Here is a 17870-nt window from a genome sequence, read left to right on the forward strand (position 1 = left end):
GGCGACTGATGTCACGCGGACCCCGCCACTGCAAGGCTTCGGGGTTTCACCGGATGGCCCGCGGCCGCGTTTCGGCCTGACCTTCGCGCATGAACGCCAGCGCCGACACGGCCCGGGAACAGCGGCTGCTCAAGGTCTCCATCGCGGCCGTCGCCGTCATGGGCGTGGTCACCGTCGCCTTCGGCCTCTGGTCGGGCTCCAGCGCCATCACCTTCGACGGCTTCTACAGCCTCGCCGACGTCGGCATGACCTGGCTGGCCCTGATCATCACCCGCCTGATCTCGCGCGGCGACGACGACCGTTTCCAGTTCGGCTACTGGCACCTCGAGCCGCTCATCGGCCTGGTCAACGGCGCGGTCCTGGCCATGGCCTGCGCCTACGCCTTCGCCGACAGCCTGGCCGGCCTGCGCGCCGGCGGCCGCCTCATCGACTTCGGCCCAGGGGCCCTGTTCTCGGGGGCCATGGCCGTCATCGGCCTGGTCATGTGGCTCTACATCCGCCGCTCCGCCGCCGGCCTCAGCTCCCAGATCCTCAAGATCGACGCCCGCGCCTGGCTGATGGGCGCCTGTCTCAGCGCCGCGCTGTGCGCCGGCTTCGTCATCGGCGGCGCGCTCCGGGACTCCCCGGCCGCCCATCTGGCCCCCTACGCCGACCCGGTCGTCCTGCTGATCGTCTCCCTCACCCTCATGCCCTTCCCCTTCCTGACCCTGTGGCGCTCGGCCCGCGACATCCTGCAGATCGCCCCGTCCGATCTCAGCGACCATGTCCGCGAGGTCGCCCGCGTCGTCGCCGCCCGCCACGGCTTCGAGCCCGCCACCCACATCGCCCGCACCGGCCGCCAGCTGTTCATCGAGATCGCCCTGCTCGCCCCCTCCGACGCCACGACCCTGTCGTTCGGCCAGCTCGACGCCATCCGCGCCGAGATCTCCGACGCCCTCGGCATGGCCCCCGGCTTCTGGCTGACGGTCGAGTTCACCGCCGACCGCCGCTGGGTCTGACGCCGTCCCCCATCAGGGTTTTCCGCGACCGCCCCAGGGCTGCCTCCCGATGGCCGCCCGCGCCGCGCCGCCATAGTCCGGGTGTGATGAAAACCGCCGTTCCGCCGGACCGCCTCACGCGCCGGCGTCTGGTCCTCGCGGCCGGCGCCGCGCCCCTCGTCGCCTGGAGCGCCGGCTGCGGCCCGTCCGAGCCCGGCCCGAAGCGCGCGGCTCGCAGCGACCTCCTCGCCGTCGACGTGCTGCTGCTGCCCGACGCCGCCCTCATCGACCGCGCCGCCACCGTCAACGCCCGCCTGCGCGAGGCCTGGCCCGACGGCTTCGCCCTCGACGAGGCGCATCGCCCGCACATCACCCTGCTGCAGCGCTTCGTCCACCGCGCCGATGTCCAGGCCCTGTCCGTCGCCGTCGCCGACGTCTTCCGGCTTGAGCGCCCCCGCGCCCTCCGGCTCCGCGCCACGGGCTTCCAGTCGCAGCCGTGGGCCAATCTCGACGTCCTGTCCTACACGGTCGAGGTGTCGCCCGCCCTGCGCCGCATGCACCAGCAGATCGCCCGCATCGTCGAGCCCTTCACCATCAAGGGCGGCGACGCCGGCGCCTTCGCCCCCGACGGCACCGACACCGCCAATCCCGACGCCATCCGCCGCGTCGAGACCTTCGTCCCCGACGCCTCCGACGGAAACTTCGCCGCCCCCGTCGTCGTCGGCGTCGCCCCGGAGGCCGCCGTCGACGTCATCGAGGCCGAACGCTTCCGCCCCTTCGACTTCAGCATCGCCGACGCCGCCATCTTCCACCTCGGCCGCTTCGGCGCCCCCGCGGCCCGCCTCTGGAGCCTGGCGGAGGTGTAGCCCTCTCCCGATGGGAGAGGGCTTGAGCGCACGGCGGCGAAGCCGTCGTCCTTGCGCGACCCGAAGGGCAGCGCGAAGCCTGAAAGGGTGAGGGTCGTCTGGCGAAATACAGCGTTCAGTTGTATTCCTCACACCATGTCCGCGCCTCGCACAACCCGCGCCCGCGACCTTCGCCAGTCTTCCGGGCTCGCCGAACAACGCGTCTGGGAACGCCTCCGCGGCGGTCGTATCGACGGCCACAAATTCCGCCGCCAGCATCCCATCGGCCGCTGGTACGCCGACTTCGCCTGCGACCGACTGCGGCTCGTCATAGAATTGGACGGCGGCATCCATGCTCTCGACGAAGTGGCGCTTCGGGATCACCTGCGCCAGCAACAGATCGAGGGGCTCGGCTGGACGGTTCTCCGCTTCACGAACAAGGCGGTGCTCGACCATCCCGAGGCGTTGATCGCCGCCATCCGCCGCCACGCCGCCACCCGATAACCCTCTCCCGATGGGAGAGGGCTTGAGCGCACGGCGGCGCAGCCGTCGTCCTTGCGCGAAAGGGTGAGGGTCGTCTGTCAGCTGATCGGCATGAGCCGACCCTCATCCGACCGGGCTCCGCCCGGCCACCTTCTCCCATCGGGAGAAGGAAATCCTGCTGGCTATTCCCGAACTCTTTTCGCCAACCCTCTGACTTCCCGCACCAAAATTCCCTCTACGTAGCGAGGTATCCGCCTCCGCCATAATCCTCCCATCCCGTCGATGGGGAAGGCGTCGGATCCAACGCCTCGACGACGGCGGGCTGTGGTTGAGCGATGAAGCCCGGGCGAAGGGTAGTCCGGGGGTCCTCGTCGGGCAGCGATGGATGCTGCCTGCTTGCTCGCCACGCGCTTCGGTGCGGACCGCTGGCTCAGCCTATGTCCCACCAGCGCCTCCGTCAGCAATGGCGGCGGCGGATGATCCGGTAAGGCCCGACAAGAGCCGCCAGCCGGAGAGCGCGTGAAGCCAACGACCACGCGGGGCGTCCACCTCGTCGAAACGGTAAAACACAAAGCATTCCGGGCGAGGCCCGGACGCCCCGCGCCTTCCCCGACCCGCTTCACCCGAAGCGGCGCTTTCGCATGCCTTCAATCCGGAGAGAAACACCATGAAGAACAAGGTCCCGCCCGCATCCCTGATCCAGGCCACCACCGACCCCGCCGCCCTCGCCCGCCAGGCCACTACCGACTCCGCCATCGCCATGCGCGAGGGCCGTTACGCCGACGCCCGCGCGCTCGCCGCCCTCGCCGACAGCTACCACCGCATGGCCGACCGACTGCCCGCCGCCGCCTTCGAAGACGACCGCCTCGACGCCGCCGGCGAGGAGGCCCTGCGACAGGATTTGCTCAAACGCCTCGACGCCCTGGCGGCCGAAATCGCGGCCCAGGAAGACGAAGAGGCCGCGTCCGATCCCTTCACCCCCGCGCCCGAACCCGCTATCAGCCCCCCATGACCCTCCCTCACGCCCTGACCGGTCTCGGCGACATCGCCGGCGACTACGACATCCTGCTCTGCGACGTCTGGGGCGTGATCCATAACGGCCGTGAAAGCTGGCCCGACGCCTGCGAGGCCCTGGCGCGCTTCAACCGCGAGGCGGGGCACGTCGTCCTGATCTCCAACTCGCCGCGCCCGTCGCACGACGTCGTCGCCCAGCTGGATCGTCTCGGCGTGCCGCGCGACAGCTGGCGCGCCTTCGTCACCTCGGGCGACGCCACCCGCGCCGAACTGGCCAAACGCGCCCCCGGCCCGGCCTGGATCATCGGCCCCGACCGCGACTGGCCGCTGTATGAGGGCCTCGGCCTCGACGTCGCCGCCAGCGCCGAATCCGCCGCCTTCATCTCCGTCACAGGCCCGGTCGACGACGAGATCGAGGGACCCGAGGACTATCGCGAGCGCCTCGCCGCCGGCGCCGCCCGCGATCTCGAACTGATCTGCGCCAACCCCGACCGCGTCGTGCAGCGCGGCGACCGCCTGATCTACTGCGGCGGCGCCCTGGCCGACCTGTACGAAAGCCTCGGCGGCCGCGTCACCATGGCCGGCAAGCCCTACGGCCCGATCTACGATCTGGCCCTGCACGAGGCCGCCGCCCTGCTGGGCCGCGTCGTCGACCGCTCGCGCGTCCTGTGCATCGGCGACGGCGTCGTCACCGACGTTCTCGGCGCCAACAAACAGGGCCTCGACTGCCTCTTCGTCGCCCAGGGCATCCACGGCGACGCCGCCCGCGGCGACGACGGCAAGCTCGACCCGGCCCGCGCCTTCGACCTGCTCAAGGCCGAAACCACCTACGCCCGCTACGCCACGCTCGATCTGGCGTGGTGAGCAGCGTCAAATCAGGCTAAGCCGCGCGCATGTTCGAACTTGTCACGCAACATCCCTCCGGCGGCTACATCCTGGAGGAGCTTCACGCAGGCATGGCCGCCGAGAAGGTCATCCACGTCTCCGAGGAACGCATCCAGCAGTTCGCCGAGGCGTCCGACGACTTCAACCCGGTGCACCTGGATGAAGCCTTCGCCTCGAAGACCGCCTATCGCGGGCGCATCGCCCACGGCCTGCTGTCGGCCTCCTTCGGCTCGGCCGTGGTCGGCACCATCCTGCCCGGCGCCGGCTCGATCTACGTCTCGCAGACCCTGGCCTTCCATTTCCCGGTCCGCATCGGCGACGACGTCGTCATCCGCATCACCGTCCTGTCGGTCGATCAGGAAAGCGCCCGCGCCGAACTGAACTGCGAAGGCTTCGTCGAGGGCAAGCTGATCATGGACGGCATCGCCGTGGTCCGCGTGCCCCGCCGCCGCAAGCCCTCCAGCCGCTGAGGCGGGCGACGCCTTGGTCGAAATCGTCCGCGACTGGCGTGACCTGCCCGAGGCCCTGAAGGGCGCCGCGGTCGCCATCGGCGCCTTCGACGGCGTCCATCGCGGCCACCAGGCGGTCATCGCCGACGCCCGCGCCGCCGCCGAACGCCTCGGCGTCCCGCTCGCCGTCGTCAGCTTCGATCCCCATCCGCGCCGCTGGTTCCAGCGCGACGCCGCGCCCTTCCGGCTGATGACCGCCGACCAGATGGCGACCGCCCTCGCCCCGCTGGGCGTCGACCGCCTCTACCTCCTGCCCTTCGGCGCCGACATGGCCGCCATGACCGACGAAGGCTTCGCCCGCGACGTCCTCGCCGAGGGTCTCGGGATCAAACATGCCGCCGTCGGCTTCGACTTCACCTTCGGCAAGGGCCGCACCGGCTCGCCCGAGGCCCTGCGCCGCTACGGCGAAACCCTCGGCTTCACCGTCTCCGTCGCCGACCGCGTCGACGACCCCGACGGCCTGAAACTCTCGTCGTCGGCTGTGCGCGAGGCGCTCCACGCCGGCGACATGGCCCGCGCCGCCGCCATCCTCGGCCGTCCCTTCGCCATCGCCGGCGAGGTCGTCCACGGCGACAAGCGCGGCCGCACGATCGGCGTTCCCACCGCCAACGTCGCCATGGGCGACTACATGCGCCCCGCCTACGGGGTCTACGCCGTCCGCGTCCGCCTGCCCGACGGCCGGACCTTCGACGGAGTCGCCAACCTCGGCGTCCGCCCGATGTTCCGCACCGACGAGCCCCTGCTCGAGGTCTGGCTCTTCGACTTCTCCGGCGACCTCTACGGCCAGACGATCGAGACCGAACTGGTCGCCTTCCTGCGCGGCGAGCTGAAGTTCGACGGCCTCGACGCCCTCAAGGTCCAGATCGACGCCGACGCCGACGCCGCCCGCGCAACGCTTCGTCAGTGGCGCGCCGCCGCCGCGGCTGCTAGACCGGTGGCGCCATGACCGTCCGCGTATTTCGCCTGATTTCGATTAGCCGCCCGGCGTAGCGCCGCAGGGCTCTGGCCCCGTGCTCGCCGGGAAGTCGACCGCCCTCAAGTAGCGCGAAGCGCGATAGGGCGAAAAAACAGCGCGAACGATCACACACGACGAGACACGACTTCATGGCTCACGCCTCCGACACCCCCTCTGGCCGCGACTACCGCGAGACCGTCTTCCTCCCGGAGACGCCCTTCCCCATGCGCGGCGGCCTGCCCCAGAAGGAACCCCTGATCCTCGAACAGTGGGGCGACCTCTACGCCACCCTGCGCGCCGAACGGCAGTCGCAGAACGCCCCGCTCTACGTCCTCCACGACGGCCCGCCCTACGCCAACGGCGACATCCACATCGGCCACGCCCTGAACAAGACGCTGAAGGACTTCGTCGTCCGCTCGCGCTTCCTGCTCGGCTACGACGTCGACTACGTCCCCGGCTGGGACTGCCACGGCCTGCCGATCGAGTGGAAGATCGAGGAACGCTACCGCGCCCAGGGCAAGCGCAAGGACGAGGTCTCCAAGGCCGAGTTCCGCCAGGCCTGCCGCGAATACGCCGCCGGCTGGATCGACGTGCAGCGCGAACAGTTCAAACGCCTCGGCGTCACCGGCGACTGGGACCAGCGCTACGCCACGATGGACTTCACCACCGAGGCCGCGATCGTCCGCGAGTTCCACAAGTTCAAGACCTCCGGCCAGCTCTACCGCGGCTCCAAGCCCGTCATGTGGTCGCCGGTCGAACGCACCGCCCTGGCCGACGCCGAGATCGAGTACCACGATCACGTCAGCCCGATGATCTGGGTCAAATTCCCGGTCACCGGCGCCACCGACGACCATCCCGACGACCTGCTCTCCTTCCGCCACTCGACCCCGTCGATCGTCATCTGGACCACCACGCCGTGGACCATCCCCGCCAACCGCGCCATCTCCTACGGCCCGGAAATCGCCTACGGCCTCTATGAGGTGACGGCGATGGAGGAAGGCCTCGAGTTCGAGCCCTGGGCCAAACCGGGCGACCGCCTGATCCTCGCCGACAAGCTGGCCGAGGACGTCTTCAAGGCCGCGAAGATCGCCGCCTGGAACCGCGTCGACGACATGAACCCGTCGGGCCTCGAGTGCGCCCACCCGCTGGCCTCGCTCTCGCCCGGCTACGGCTTCTCCGTGCCCCTGCTCGCCGGCGACCACGTCACCGACGACGCCGGCGCCGGCTTCGTGCACACGGCGCCGGGCCACGGCGCCGACGACTTCGAGGTCTGGAAGGCCCACGGCCATCACGAGGTGCCGGACACCGTCGATCCCGACGGCGCCTACTACGACCACGTCCCGCTCTTCGCCGGCCTCAAGGTCATCGAGACCGAGGGCAAGAAGACCGGCAAGTTCGGCCCCGCCAACAGCGCCGTGACCGAGAAGCTGATCGAGGCCGGCAACCTGCTGGCCCGCGGCCGCACCGAGCACTCCTACCCGCACAGCTGGCGCTCCAAGGCCCCGGTCATCTTCCGCAACACGCCGCAATGGTTCATCCGCATGGATGCGCCGCTCGACGACGACGGCACCCTGCGCGAACGGGCCCTGGCCTCGATCGACGAAACCGCCTTCCACCCGGCCGCCGGCAAGAACCGCATCCGCTCGATGGTCGAGTCGCGTCCCGACTGGCTCATCAGCCGCCAGCGCGCCTGGGGCACGCCCCTCGCCATGTTCGTCGATAAACAGACCGGCCAGCCCCTGATCGACGCCGAGGTCGACGCCCGCATCACCGCGGCCATCGCCGAGGGCGGCGCCGACGCCTGGTTCACGCGCCCCGACGCCGACTTCCTCGGCACGCACGACACCGATCGCTACGAGAAGATCGAGGACATCCTCGACGTCTGGTTCGACTCCGGCTGCACCCACGCCTTCACCCTTGAACCGCGCGATCCGGCCCACGGCTACAAGGGCGACCGCCCCTCGCACTGGCCCGCCGACCTCTACCTGGAAGGCTCCGACCAGCACCGCGGCTGGTTCCAGTCCAACCTGCTCGAAGGCTCCGGCACCCGCGGCCGCGCCCCCTACGACGCCGTCCTCACCCATGGGTTCACCCAGGATGAGAACGGGGAAAAGATGTCCAAGTCCAAGGGCAACACCACCGATCCGGCTGTCGTCATCAAGGAGTCGGGCGCCGACATCCTGCGCCTCTGGGTCGCTCTGGTGGACTACGCCGAGGATCAGCGCATCGGTAAGCAGATCCTCCAGACCACCGTCGACGCCTATCGCAAGCTGCGGAACACCGTCCGCTACCTGCTGGGCGCCGTCGCCGGCTTCGACGAGGCCGAACGCCTGCCGTACGACCAGATGCCGCCGCTGGAGAAATTCATCCTCCACCGCCTGCACGAGCTCGATGGCCAGGTCCGCGAGGCCTACGCTGACTACCGCTTCCAGGACGTCGTCCGCCCGGTGCTCGAGTTTTGCTCGGGCGACCTGTCGGCCCTCTATTTCGACGTCCGCAAGGACAGCCTCTACTGCGACCGCCCCGACTCGATCCGCCGCCGCGCCGCCCGCACGGTGATGGACGAGGTCTTCATGCGACTCACCGCCTGGCTCGCCCCGCTGACGCCCTTCACCATGGAAGAAGCCTGGGTCACCCGCTTCCCCGACGCCGGCACCAACTGCGCCCGCGTCATCCCGGCGACGCCGGACGAGTGGCTGAACCCGGCTGAGGCCGAACGCTGGGCCGGCATCCAGACCGTGCTCGAGGTCGTCAACGAAGCGCTGGAAGCCGCCCGCCGCGACAAGATCATCGGCGGGGCGCTGGACGCCTGGCCGGTCGTCACGGGTCCGGCCGAAGCCTTCGCCCCCTTCGACGGCCTCGACGCCGCCGAGATCTTCCGCACCTCGGGCGCCGAGCTGAAGACCGGCGGCGACGCCGTCTCGGTCGTGGTCGGCCTGGCCGAGTATCCGAAATGCGCCCGCTCCTGGCGGCGCGTGCCGGACGTCGGCTCCGACGCCGCCTATCCCGAGCTCAGCGCCCGCGACGCCGACGCCGTCCGCTTCTGGGACGCCGCCCGGGCATGAAAAAAGCCCCGCCGGCGAAACCGGCGGGGCGTAGTTCCCAGGCTTAAAGTTGGCCTTCGGACCGGGCCCTTAGTTGTCGGGCCTGGGCCTCCAGCTGGTCGGCCTGCCCCGGCAGGCGCCGGGACAGGGCCTGCAGTTCCGCGTCGGTGACGTCATCGCCCCGTTCGCGAGCTCTCTCGATCTGGCGGGCGCGGTAGGCCGGATCCTGCAGCCGCACCGCCTCGGCGCGCATCTGCTGCGCCCCGGCGACCATCTGGTCCGCGCCCCGGGCCATCTCGACCCGGGCGTTGGCCATCTCCCGCACGGCCTGCTGCCGCGCGATCCGGGCCTGCTCCCGGGCCCGATCCGCCTCGGCGCGAGCGGCCTGCGCCCGGACCTGGGCGTCGGCCGCCTGGGCCCTGGCCGCGACACGGGCCGCAGCGGCTTCCTCGCGGGCGGCAGCGGCCTCGATCCGGGCCTGCGCCGCCACGGCGCGGGCCTCGGCCGCGATCCGGCGGCCTTCCGCGGCGTCCATTCCGCTCACATAGAACGTCCGATGGACCTCGGGAGCCTCTGGCGCTTCCGGAGCCTCGGGAGCCTCCAGAGCCTGCGGCGGCTCGGGCGCCTCGGGCGCTTCCGGAGCCCAGGCGGGCGGAGCCGGCGGAGCGGGCGGCGCTTCCGGCGCGAACGCCGTCACGGGCGAAGGCGGGGCCGGCGGCGCAGCCGGAGCCGGCGCTTCCAGATCCTGCAGACGCGGCGCCAGCTCGATCGCCGCCAACGGCGTGGCGATGGCGATCAGTCCGCCGACAGTGAGGGCCATGACCAGCGGCCGTGACGCGTTCGAACGAGGGCTCTTCATGATGCGGGTAATCCTTCTTGCGAGATTTTTGGCGGGACCGGCGATGCCGACGGCGGCGGGATTGCCGTAGCCGGCGGCCAGATTGACGAGAGTGCGGGCGTAGGTCGGCGGATCGACCTCCCGAAGCGCCGCCGCATCGGCGGCGTCCTCGGTTCGGGCGATCAGGGCCGCATGCAGCGCCCAGACGAGCGGATTGAACCAGAACAGGGCCAGAGCGACGCGGGACAGACCCAGGAACAGCCAGTCGCGACGTCGGACGTGGGCCAGCTCATGCGCCAGCACCGGCCGGGCCGCCTCGGGCCGCAACAGGCACGCCTCATCGATCAGCACCACGCCGGGAGGCAGGCCCCAGCTCAGGGGCGACGAGATCGAGGTCGAGGACACCAGGCGCGGACGCCGCGACGGCGCGAGGCGCTCCAGCGCCGAGGTCCACGCCAGAGCCGTCACGGGACGCCCGCTCCGGGTCCACCGCCGCAACATCCAGACGCCGTAGGCGAACCGCCCCAGCACGACCAGGACGCCGATGCTCCAGACCCATGCGGCGATCGCCGTCGCCGACGGCGTCAGGATCGAGGTCGAGACCGATACGCCGGCCACCGGTCCCAGATCGCCGGCCCAGAGAGCCGCGTCATTCACCGCGACGATCGCCGGCTCCGCCGGGAGCAGATTCATCGTCAGCGCAGGACCGAACGCCATGAACAGGGGCAGCGCGACCAGAATGCAAACCGCGGTGCGCAGGACATCGACCCGCTCACGCGCCGATCGGAACACCGGAAGCGCCGCCACTAGAAGCGCGCCTCCCGCAACCAATCCGGATTTGACCAGAAGGGACAGAATGAGAGCGGCCATGCTCAACGCTCCCTCGCCTGATCGATCGCCCGCTGCAGGGCGTCGATCTCTTCTGGCTTCAACTGCTGCGTCAGGCCCAGCAGAGCGGTCGCCGCGGTCGCGGGAGAGCCGGCGAAGAACGTATCGACCAGACGGCGCAAAGCACCGGTGGCCAACGCTTCCGGCCGCGGCACGGGTCGATAGACATTGCCGCCCTCATCCGACCGGCGGCTCACAAGCCGCTTGGCTTCCAGACGGGTCAGCAGGGTGCGGACGGCAGAGTCGCTCAGGGGGTCGACAAGCGCCGCGCGGACAGCGCCGGTCGTGCCTTCCTCGATCCGGCACAGGACCTCGAACACCTCGCGTTCGCGTCTGGGCAATGTCTCGATCATGGCGCCGATCCGTCCGCTACATTTGTAGCGCTACACTTGTAGCGGATTGCGTCCGGATTGAGGCGCGTGGGTGAACTCGGCGTAAGGCGTGGCCAACCTATTGCGCGGTCCATTGTAACAGCATAGTGGAACGCCATGACCGGACCTCTCCCCCGCAACGCCGCCGCCCATGGCCTCAGCCGCGTCGCCCTCTACGACGCCCTGCTGTCCCTCAAGACGCGCGAGGAGGTCGACGCCTTTCTGGCCGACCTCTGCACCCCGGCCGAGGTTCGCGCCTTCGCGGAGCGCTGGGAGGTCGCCCGCCTGCTGGACGCCGGCGGCAAGTCATATCGCGAAATCGCGGCGGAGGCCCAGGCCAGCCCGACCACCGTCGTTCGCGTTGCGCGCTTTCTGAAAGAGATGCCGCACCAGGGATATCGCCTCGTGCTGGACCGCCTGAAAGGCTGAGTTGAAACAATGAGTACTGTTCAGGGGCGGCTGCGTATCGCCATCCAGAAGTCCGGTCGCCTCGCCGAACGCAGCCTCGATCTGGTGCGTGACGCCGGGCTGCGCGTGGTCAAGGGTAACAACGACCTTCTGTACCGCGTCGAGAACTATCCGATCGACCTGCTGCGGGTCCGCGACGACGACATTCCGACCTTTGTCGCGGACGGAGTCTGCGATCTCGGCATCGTCGGAGAGAATGTCCTGGAGGAAGGCCGCAATGGCGGACCGGTCGCCGAGGTGCTGATGCCGTTGAGCTTCGGCCGCTGCACCCTGAAGATCGCCGTCCCGCCGACGCTGGACTACGACGGCCCCCGCTCGCTGGAAGGACGGCGCATCGCCACCTCCTATCCACGGGTCCTGCGCAGGTATCTCGACGACCACGGCGTCAAGGCCGACATCATCACCATGCGCGGAGCCGTTGAAGTCGCACCGCGCCTGAAGCTTGCCCACGCCATTTGCGATCTCGTATCGACCGGAGCCACGCTGGAGGCCAATGGCCTCGCGGCAAGAGAGACGGTGTTGGATTCCCAGGCCGTGCTGATCCGCTCTCCGGTCGCGCCGGAGCCCGCGCTGGCCGAACTGCTCGACAGCATCGTCGAACGGATGGCCGGCGTGGTCGCCTCGCAAGGGGCCAAATATGTGATGCTGAACGCCCCGCGGTCGGCGCTGGAACAGATCACAGCGATCCTGCCCGGCGCAGGTGCCCCCACAGTCATGCCCCTGTCCGGACGGGACGACGCCGTCGCCGTCCACGCGGTCTGCCAGGAGGCCGTGTTCTGGGAAACCCTCGAACGGCTCAAGGCGGTCGGCGCCTCGGCCATTCTGGTCCTCCCTATTGAAAAGATGATGTGATGCAGCGGATCGATTGGTCTTCGCTTGACCCCGCAGGCCGCAAGGCCGCCCTCGCCCGCCCGGCTCGTCGAAGCGATCCCCTGGTCACAGACGGCGTGCGCACCATCTTCGAGGACATCCAGGCTCGCGGCGGCGCTGCCGTCGTGGAGTGGAGCCTGAAGCTGGACGGCGCTCCGCCTCGGCGCATCGCTATCACTGCTGAAAGTGAAGCCGCCGCTCGAGCCGCCCTCCCCCCGGCGGCGACCCGGGCGCTGAGGATCGCCGCGGAGAACGTCCGGATCTTCCACGAGGCGACGCGGCCGGCGGACTCGCCGTTCATTGAAACCACCCTTGGCGTGCGATCGCGACTGGCGTGGCGACCGCTGGCGTCTGCCGGCCTCTACGTCCCGGGCGGCACGGCGCCGCTCTTTTCCTCATTGCTGATGTTGGCGATCCCCGCGGCAGTGGCCGGCGTGTCGCGACGCATCGCAGTCACCCCGCCCTCAAAGGATGGCGAGCCGCATCCCGCAATGATCGTCGCCGCCGCGGAAGCCGGCCTGGACGCGCTGTGGCTGATCGGCGGAGCGCAGGCCATCGCCGCGCTGACGTTCGGCGCCGCATTCGACGATGGCGAGATTGAACCGGTCGACAAGCTGTTCGGTCCTGGGAACGCATGGGTGGCCGAAGCCAAGCGACAGGCAACGGCGATCCCCGGCGGGCCGGCGGTCGATATGCCGGCGGGCCCGTCAGAGCTTCTGATCATCGCAGACCGCGACGCCGATCCCGAGATCGTTGCGGCTGATCTACTGAGCCAGGCTGAACACGACAGCGACGCGCAGGTCCTTCTCGTCTCTGAAAGCCGCGGGCTCATCGACGCTACATTGACGGAGATCGAGCAGCAGCTGGAAACCCTGCCGCGCGCAGACATCGCCAGGGTCTCGCTCGCCGAAGGGCGGGCCATCCGCGTGCGCGACGTGACCGAGGCCTGCGAGATCGCCAACCTCTATGGTCCCGAGCATCTGGCGGTTCAGGCGCTTGACGCCGACCGACTGGTCGAACGGATCACCGCTGCCGGCGCAGTCTTCGTAGGGCCATGGGCCGCCGAGACGCTGGGCGATTACGCGGCGGGGCCCAGCCACGTCTTGCCCACCGATGGCGCGGCGCGGAGCACCGGCGGCGTCACCACAGCCAGCTTCATGACCTCGATGTCGATCCAGACCGTCACCGAAGCGGGCGCCGCCGCGCTCTCTCCGGTCGCTGCGAGGCTGGCCAGAATGGAAGGGCTGGAGGCGCACGCGCGGGCCGCGGAACTGAGGGGCGGCCGGTGAGAAATCTGCCCGCTCCGTTCGCGCCTCTCGTCGCCGGCGGGGACGGTCTCGAACGCTACCCTTCTGAACCCCGCGCCTTGGCCGGCCGGATGGCCGAGGTCTACGGCGTCCCGGTCGACGAGGTGCTTCCGGTCCGCGGTCTGACCCATGGCCTCGAACTGATGTTCCGTCTCGCCGCCCGCGACCGCCAGTCAGTCGATGCTCCGGATGCTGAACCCTTCCGTGCGCTCGCGCAGCTGTATTCCCCTCTCCCGGCCGGAGCAGCCCGCGCCGCCATCATCCTTCGCGCGCTGGGCTCTGCGGACGCGGTCATGGAGATGGCGACCCGGGTTTCGCCTTCCCTTCTTGTCGTGGATGAGGGCTTGGCCGAATTCAGCGACACGCCTTCCGCTGTCGCACTGATCAGCGAACACCCCAATCTCGTCGTGCTCCGTAGCCTTTCATTGGCGTACGGGCTGGCCGGCGCACGCGTGGGCGCCGTCATCGCTCAGCCGGACACGCTGGCCCGCATCGCGTCCGTCCTCGAGCCCTACGCAATGCCGGAAACATCGGTTCGGCTGGCGCTGCAGGCCCTCGATCCCTCGCGCCTGGTCGAGACGCGCGAGCGCCTCGCCGGCGTACGGCGGGAACGGGAGCGGCTAATCAAGGCCCTCTCGCGCGAAATGAAGATCGATCCCGGCGTCGGACCGGTGCTCATGGCCCGGCCGGCCGATCCGGATGCCGTGATCGCGGCTCTGGCGCGCTACGGTATCGCTGCAGAGCGCACCGGCGATCGCCTTCGCCTGCCTGTCGCCTCCAGTGTCGAGACCAACGATCGTCTGCTGGCGGCGCTCGATCTTGCGCCGTCCCGCGCCAGGCCCAACCGCACCGGGCAGGCTGTCCGCGACACGAATGAGACGCGCATCGTCTGTTCGGTCGACCTCGATGAGACCGGTCCGGTCAGCATCGCCACCGGCGTAGGTTTCTTCGATCACATGCTTGAGCAGGTCGCCGCGCACGGCGGCTTCTCGCTTCGACTGTCTTGCGAAGGCGACCTGCACACAGACCCGCACCACACGATCGAGGACTCCGCTATCGCCCTCGGTCAGGCGCTGAAGCACGCCCTGGGAGACCGCAAGGGCGTCGCCCGGTACGGCTTCGTCCTGCCCATGGATGAAGCCGAAGCCCAGGTGTCGATCGACCTTTCGGGGCGGCCCTATCCGGTTTTCGAGGGTGCCTTCAGCACCCCCTTCATCGGCGACTACCGGACAGATCTCACCGCCCACGTGTTCCGCTCGCTGGCGGAAAACCTGGGAGCGGCGATCCACGTGTCGGTGCGGGGCGAGGACGACCACCACAAGACCGAGGCCGTTTTCAAGGCGTTCGGCCGCGCGCTCCGACAGGCGATCCGCATCGAGGACGACGCAATCCCCAGCACCAAGGGCGTGCTGTGACCGTCACCGTTCTGGCCTACGGCGCAGGCAACGTCGCGTCCGTCCAGTTCGCACTGGAACGGCTGGGCGCGACCGTGCGCCTTGCGTCCGACCCGACCGAGGTGGCGGAGGCGGAGCGGCTGATCCTGCCCGGCGTCGGGCATGCGGCCTACGCCATGGACCGTCTCAGGGCGCTCGGGCTTGCCGAGACGATTGCCGGATTTCCCCGCCCGTTGCTCGGCGTCTGCCTGGGCCAGCAGCTGCTGTTCGAGGCGACCGATGAAGGCGGGAACACCCCGATGCTCAGGCTTATCCCGGGACGGGTCCGCAGCCTCCCCCCGAACCCTGCGCTGCCGGTGCCGCACATGGGCTGGTCGAAGCTGTCGATCGACCGTGATGATCCGTTGCTGGAGGGGCTGGAGACCGACGCCTGGGCCTATTTCGTGCACGCCTTCGTCTGTCCGGACGGCGGGGCGACCATCGCGCGCGCCGACTACGGCGGCCCCGTCCCGGCCGTCGTTCGCAGCCGGAACCGGTGGGGCTGCCAGTTTCACCCCGAGCGGTCGTCGCAGACCGGCGCCCGCATACTGCGCAACTTCCTGGAGCTGCCCGCGTGATCGTCTATCCCGCCATCGACCTCCGCGCCGGAGCGTGCGTGCGGCTCATGCACGGGCGCTTCGACGCGGTGACGCTTTACGACGACAACCCCTCCGCGCGCCTCGCGGCTTTCGACGCGGCTGGTGCTGACTGGGTGCACATCGTCGACCTCGACGGCGCAGAGGCCGGCCGGGCGGTGCAGCATCGGCTGATCGGCGAACTGGCGTCGACCGGGAAGGCCCGGATTCAGTCGGGCGGCGGCGTGCGATCGACCGACGACGTCGTCCGCCTGCTCGACGCCGGGGTCAGCCGCGTCGTCGTCGGATCCCTGGCGGTATCCGACCCGGACCTGGTCCTGACCTGGCTCCAGCGCTTCGGACCGGATCACCTGACGCTGGCCATCGACGTCAAGGCCGAGAGCGACCGCTACATCCCGGCGCTGAAAGGATGGACCGAGGCCGCCGGCGTCGATCTGCCCACCGCGCTGGACCGCTACCCGCCCGGGACGGCGAAACACCTTCTGGTCACCGACGTCGGCCGGGACGGCGCCCTCACCGGCCCGAACCTCGGCCTGCTGGCCGATGTGCGCCGGCGGCGCCCGGACCTTCAGCTACAGGCCTCGGGAGGCGTCGCGACCCTCGACGACCTGACGGCTGCCCGCTCCATCGGGGCGGCGGGAGCTATCGTGGGACGCGCGCTCTACGAGGGACGGTTCACGCTCGAGCAAGCCCTCGAAACGGCAGGCTCATGACCGCCCGGCGCATCATTCCGTGCCTCGACGTCAGGGACGGCCGGGTCGTGAAGGGCATCCGCTTCGAAGGGCACCGCGACATGGGCAACGCCTCGGAGCTGGCGGCTCGCTATCGCGATCAGGGGGCCGACGAACTGGTCTTCTACGACATCACCGCCAGCCCCGAAGGCCGCACTCTCGACTACGGCTGGGTTCGCGACATCGCCCGACTGCTCGATATCCCGTTCTGCGTCGCCGGCGGCATCCGATCGGTCGATCAGGCCGCGCGCTGCCTCGATCACGGCGCCGACAAGGTCTCGATCAACTCACCGGCGCTCGAACGCCCGGACCTGATCGGCGAAATGGCTCTGCGGTTGGGATCGCAATGCGTCGTTGTCGGCGTCGACTCCAGGCGGTCCGGCGATGACTGGATCGTGCACCAGTACACCGGGGACGCCACCCGGAGCCGGAGCGCGCAGCGTCGAACCATGGACTGGATCACCGAGGCGCAAACTCTGGGGGCCGGCGAGATCGTCCTGAACTGCATGGACGAGGATGGCGTCCGTCACGGCTACGACCTGACCCAGCTGGCCGCAGCACGGGCGCGGCTGACGGTCCCGTTGGTGGCCTCAGGCGGAGCCGGCTCGGCGAGCCACTTCCTGGAGGTCTTTCAGCAAGCCGACGTATCCGGCGCCCTGGCCGCCAGCGTCTTCCACACCGGCGCACTGCCGATCCCACGACTGAAGGCCTTCCTCGCCGGGGCCGGCCTGGAGGTGCGACCATGATCGATCCTTCCACCCTCGATTTCGCCAAGGGCGACGGCCTTGTGCCCGTCGTGGTCCAGGACGCGGCGACCCTGCAGGTCCTGACCCTGGCCTATATGGATCGGGCCGCGCTCGACGAAACGATCGCCAGCGGCGAGGCCACCTTCTTCTCGCGGTCGCGCGGCGGCCGATGGCGCAAGGGCGAGACGTCCGGCAACCGCCTGTCCGTCGTCTCGCTCGTCGCCGACTGTGACGCCGATGCATTGGTGTTGAGGGTCGAGCCGGTAGGACCGGCCTGCCACCTCGGCACGACCAGTTGCTTCGGCAGCGAAGACGCGACCGGGGTCGGGCGCCTGGCCCGGCTTGAGGCCACGATCGCCGGCCGCGCCAGGGCCGATCCATCTGAAAGCTGGACGGCGCGCCTCATCGCGGATGGCGTAAGCCGGGTCGCCCAGAAGGTCGGAGAGGAAGGGGTCGAGGTCGCGCTTGCGAGCGTCACGGGATCGGACGCCGATCTGGCCGGCGAGGCGGCGGATCTGATCTATCACCTGCTCGTGCTGTTGCACGTGCGAGGGCTGCGCCTTGCGGATGTGCTTGAGGTGCTGGCGGCGCGCGCGCGGCCAGCGGCTCCGGGTTGAGTCCCCGGGCGCTCTGCTGGTCCTGGTTCTCGGCCAGCAAAAAGCCCCGCCGGCTTGTGGCCGTGCGGGGCTTTTGTGTTTTGGGTGCGGGAGCAGGATTTGAACCTGCGACCTTCAGGTTATGAGCCTGACGAGCTACCGGGCTGCTCCATCCCGCGGCAAACGGTAGGGGTGAGGGAAGAATGGTTCGAGAAGTCGCCTGTTGGGGCGTTTTATCATTCGTATATCCGACTGGTAGACCCGGCGGCGACCTACTCTCCCGCGCCTTAAGACGAAGTACCATCGGCTCTGGA

18 protein-coding genes and 1 tRNA gene are annotated in these 17870 nt (G+C 69.6%); 16 read left to right on the plus strand and 3 right to left on the minus strand.

Annotated elements, in window-relative coordinates; genetic code table 11:
• Positions 1-89: 89 nt before the first annotated feature.
• The 8 genes from GGR12_RS13095 (at position 90) to ileS (ending at position 8733) form a co-directional block, all read left to right on the plus strand.
• Positions 90-998, plus strand: a complete 909-nt coding sequence (locus GGR12_RS13095) for a cation diffusion facilitator family transporter (RefSeq protein WP_183204820.1) — start codon at positions 90-92, stop codon at positions 996-998.
• Positions 999-1084: 86 nt separating this feature from the next.
• A complete protein-coding gene (locus GGR12_RS13100) occupies positions 1085-1843 on the plus strand; it encodes a 2'-5' RNA ligase family protein (RefSeq protein ID WP_183204821.1) in 759 nt (252 codons plus the stop codon).
• Between the two features lie 135 nt (positions 1844-1978).
• Complete coding sequence (locus tag GGR12_RS13105) at positions 1979-2326, plus strand: endonuclease domain-containing protein (protein WP_183204822.1); 348 nt, start codon at positions 1979-1981, stop codon at positions 2324-2326.
• Between the two features lie 646 nt (positions 2327-2972).
• The gene (locus tag GGR12_RS13110; RefSeq protein WP_183204823.1) at positions 2973-3317 is read left to right on the plus strand and encodes a hypothetical protein; all 345 of its coding nucleotides are present in this window, start codon (positions 2973-2975) and stop codon (positions 3315-3317) included.
• Complete coding sequence (locus tag GGR12_RS13115) at positions 3314-4183, plus strand: TIGR01459 family HAD-type hydrolase (RefSeq protein ID WP_183204824.1); 870 nt, start codon at positions 3314-3316, stop codon at positions 4181-4183. The genes GGR12_RS13110 and GGR12_RS13115 overlap by 4 nt, the downstream gene beginning before the upstream one ends.
• A gap of 29 nt (positions 4184-4212) precedes the next feature.
• Positions 4213-4674 (plus strand): MaoC family dehydratase, encoded by a 462-nt coding sequence (locus tag GGR12_RS13120; protein WP_183204825.1) that lies wholly within the window; start codon positions 4213-4215, stop codon positions 4672-4674.
• Between the two features lie 13 nt (positions 4675-4687).
• Entirely contained in the window at positions 4688-5659 is a 972-nt protein-coding gene (locus tag GGR12_RS13125; protein ID WP_183204826.1) for a bifunctional riboflavin kinase/FAD synthetase, read from the plus strand.
• 158 nt (positions 5660-5817) lie between these two features.
• Positions 5818-8733, plus strand: a complete 2916-nt coding sequence (gene ileS, locus GGR12_RS13130) for an isoleucine--tRNA ligase (protein ID WP_183204827.1) — start codon at positions 5818-5820, stop codon at positions 8731-8733.
• Between the two features lie 43 nt (positions 8734-8776).
• Here ileS and GGR12_RS13135 read toward each other — a convergent pair whose 3' ends face one another.
• Both GGR12_RS13135 and GGR12_RS13140 read right to left on the minus strand, forming a co-directional pair.
• Positions 8777-10420, minus strand: a complete 1644-nt coding sequence (locus GGR12_RS13135; RefSeq protein ID WP_183204828.1) for a M56 family metallopeptidase — start codon at positions 10418-10420, stop codon at positions 8777-8779.
• 2 nt (positions 10421-10422) lie between these two features.
• Complete coding sequence (locus tag GGR12_RS13140; protein ID WP_183204829.1) at positions 10423-10791, minus strand: BlaI/MecI/CopY family transcriptional regulator; 369 nt, start codon at positions 10789-10791, stop codon at positions 10423-10425.
• Positions 10792-10926: 135 nt separating this feature from the next.
• Here GGR12_RS13140 and GGR12_RS13145 point away from each other — a divergent pair, with 135 nt between their 5' ends.
• From GGR12_RS13145 to hisIE, 8 genes are all read left to right on the plus strand, one after another.
• Positions 10927-11238 carry a YerC/YecD family TrpR-related protein gene (locus GGR12_RS13145; RefSeq protein ID WP_183204830.1) on the plus strand — a complete coding sequence of 104 codons (312 nt, stop codon included), beginning with the start codon at positions 10927-10929 and terminating at the stop codon, positions 11236-11238.
• Positions 11239-11247: 9 nt separating this feature from the next.
• The gene (gene hisG, locus GGR12_RS13150; protein ID WP_183204831.1) at positions 11248-12129 is read left to right on the plus strand and encodes an ATP phosphoribosyltransferase; all 882 of its coding nucleotides are present in this window, start codon (positions 11248-11250) and stop codon (positions 12127-12129) included.
• The gene (hisD, locus tag GGR12_RS13155) at positions 12129-13436 is read left to right on the plus strand and encodes a histidinol dehydrogenase (RefSeq protein ID WP_183204832.1); all 1308 of its coding nucleotides are present in this window, start codon (positions 12129-12131) and stop codon (positions 13434-13436) included. Before hisG ends, hisD begins: the two co-directional genes overlap by 1 nt.
• 89 nt (positions 13437-13525) lie before the next feature.
• Positions 13526-14869, plus strand: coding sequence for an imidazoleglycerol-phosphate dehydratase HisB (gene hisB / locus GGR12_RS13160; protein ID WP_183204833.1), 1344 nt, complete (start codon positions 13526-13528; stop codon positions 14867-14869).
• On the plus strand, positions 14866-15465 hold the full coding sequence (hisH, locus tag GGR12_RS13165; RefSeq protein WP_183204834.1) for an imidazole glycerol phosphate synthase subunit HisH: 600 nt from the start codon (positions 14866-14868) through the stop codon (positions 15463-15465). The genes hisB and hisH overlap by 4 nt, the downstream gene beginning before the upstream one ends.
• Positions 15462-16196 carry a 1-(5-phosphoribosyl)-5-[(5-phosphoribosylamino)methylideneamino]imidazole-4-carboxamide isomerase gene (gene hisA, locus GGR12_RS13170; protein ID WP_183204835.1) on the plus strand — a complete coding sequence of 245 codons (735 nt, stop codon included), beginning with the start codon at positions 15462-15464 and terminating at the stop codon, positions 16194-16196. The genes hisH and hisA overlap by 4 nt, the downstream gene beginning before the upstream one ends.
• A complete protein-coding gene (hisF, locus tag GGR12_RS13175; protein ID WP_183204836.1) occupies positions 16193-16960 on the plus strand; it encodes an imidazole glycerol phosphate synthase subunit HisF in 768 nt (255 codons plus the stop codon). The genes hisA and hisF overlap by 4 nt, the downstream gene beginning before the upstream one ends.
• Positions 16957-17577 (plus strand): bifunctional phosphoribosyl-AMP cyclohydrolase/phosphoribosyl-ATP diphosphatase HisIE, encoded by a 621-nt coding sequence (hisIE, locus tag GGR12_RS13180; protein WP_183204837.1) that lies wholly within the window; start codon positions 16957-16959, stop codon positions 17575-17577. Before hisF ends, hisIE begins: the two co-directional genes overlap by 4 nt.
• Before the next feature lie 81 nt (positions 17578-17658).
• On the opposite strand, the gene GGR12_RS13185 is transcribed toward hisIE, so the two are convergent.
• A tRNA-Met gene (locus tag GGR12_RS13185) sits at positions 17659-17735 on the minus strand.
• Positions 17736-17870 lie beyond the last annotated feature (135 nt).

Origin of the sequence: Brevundimonas lenta (genome assembly GCF_014196335.1) — a bacterium.
Lineage (GTDB): Bacteria > Pseudomonadota > Alphaproteobacteria > Caulobacterales > Caulobacteraceae > Brevundimonas > Brevundimonas lenta.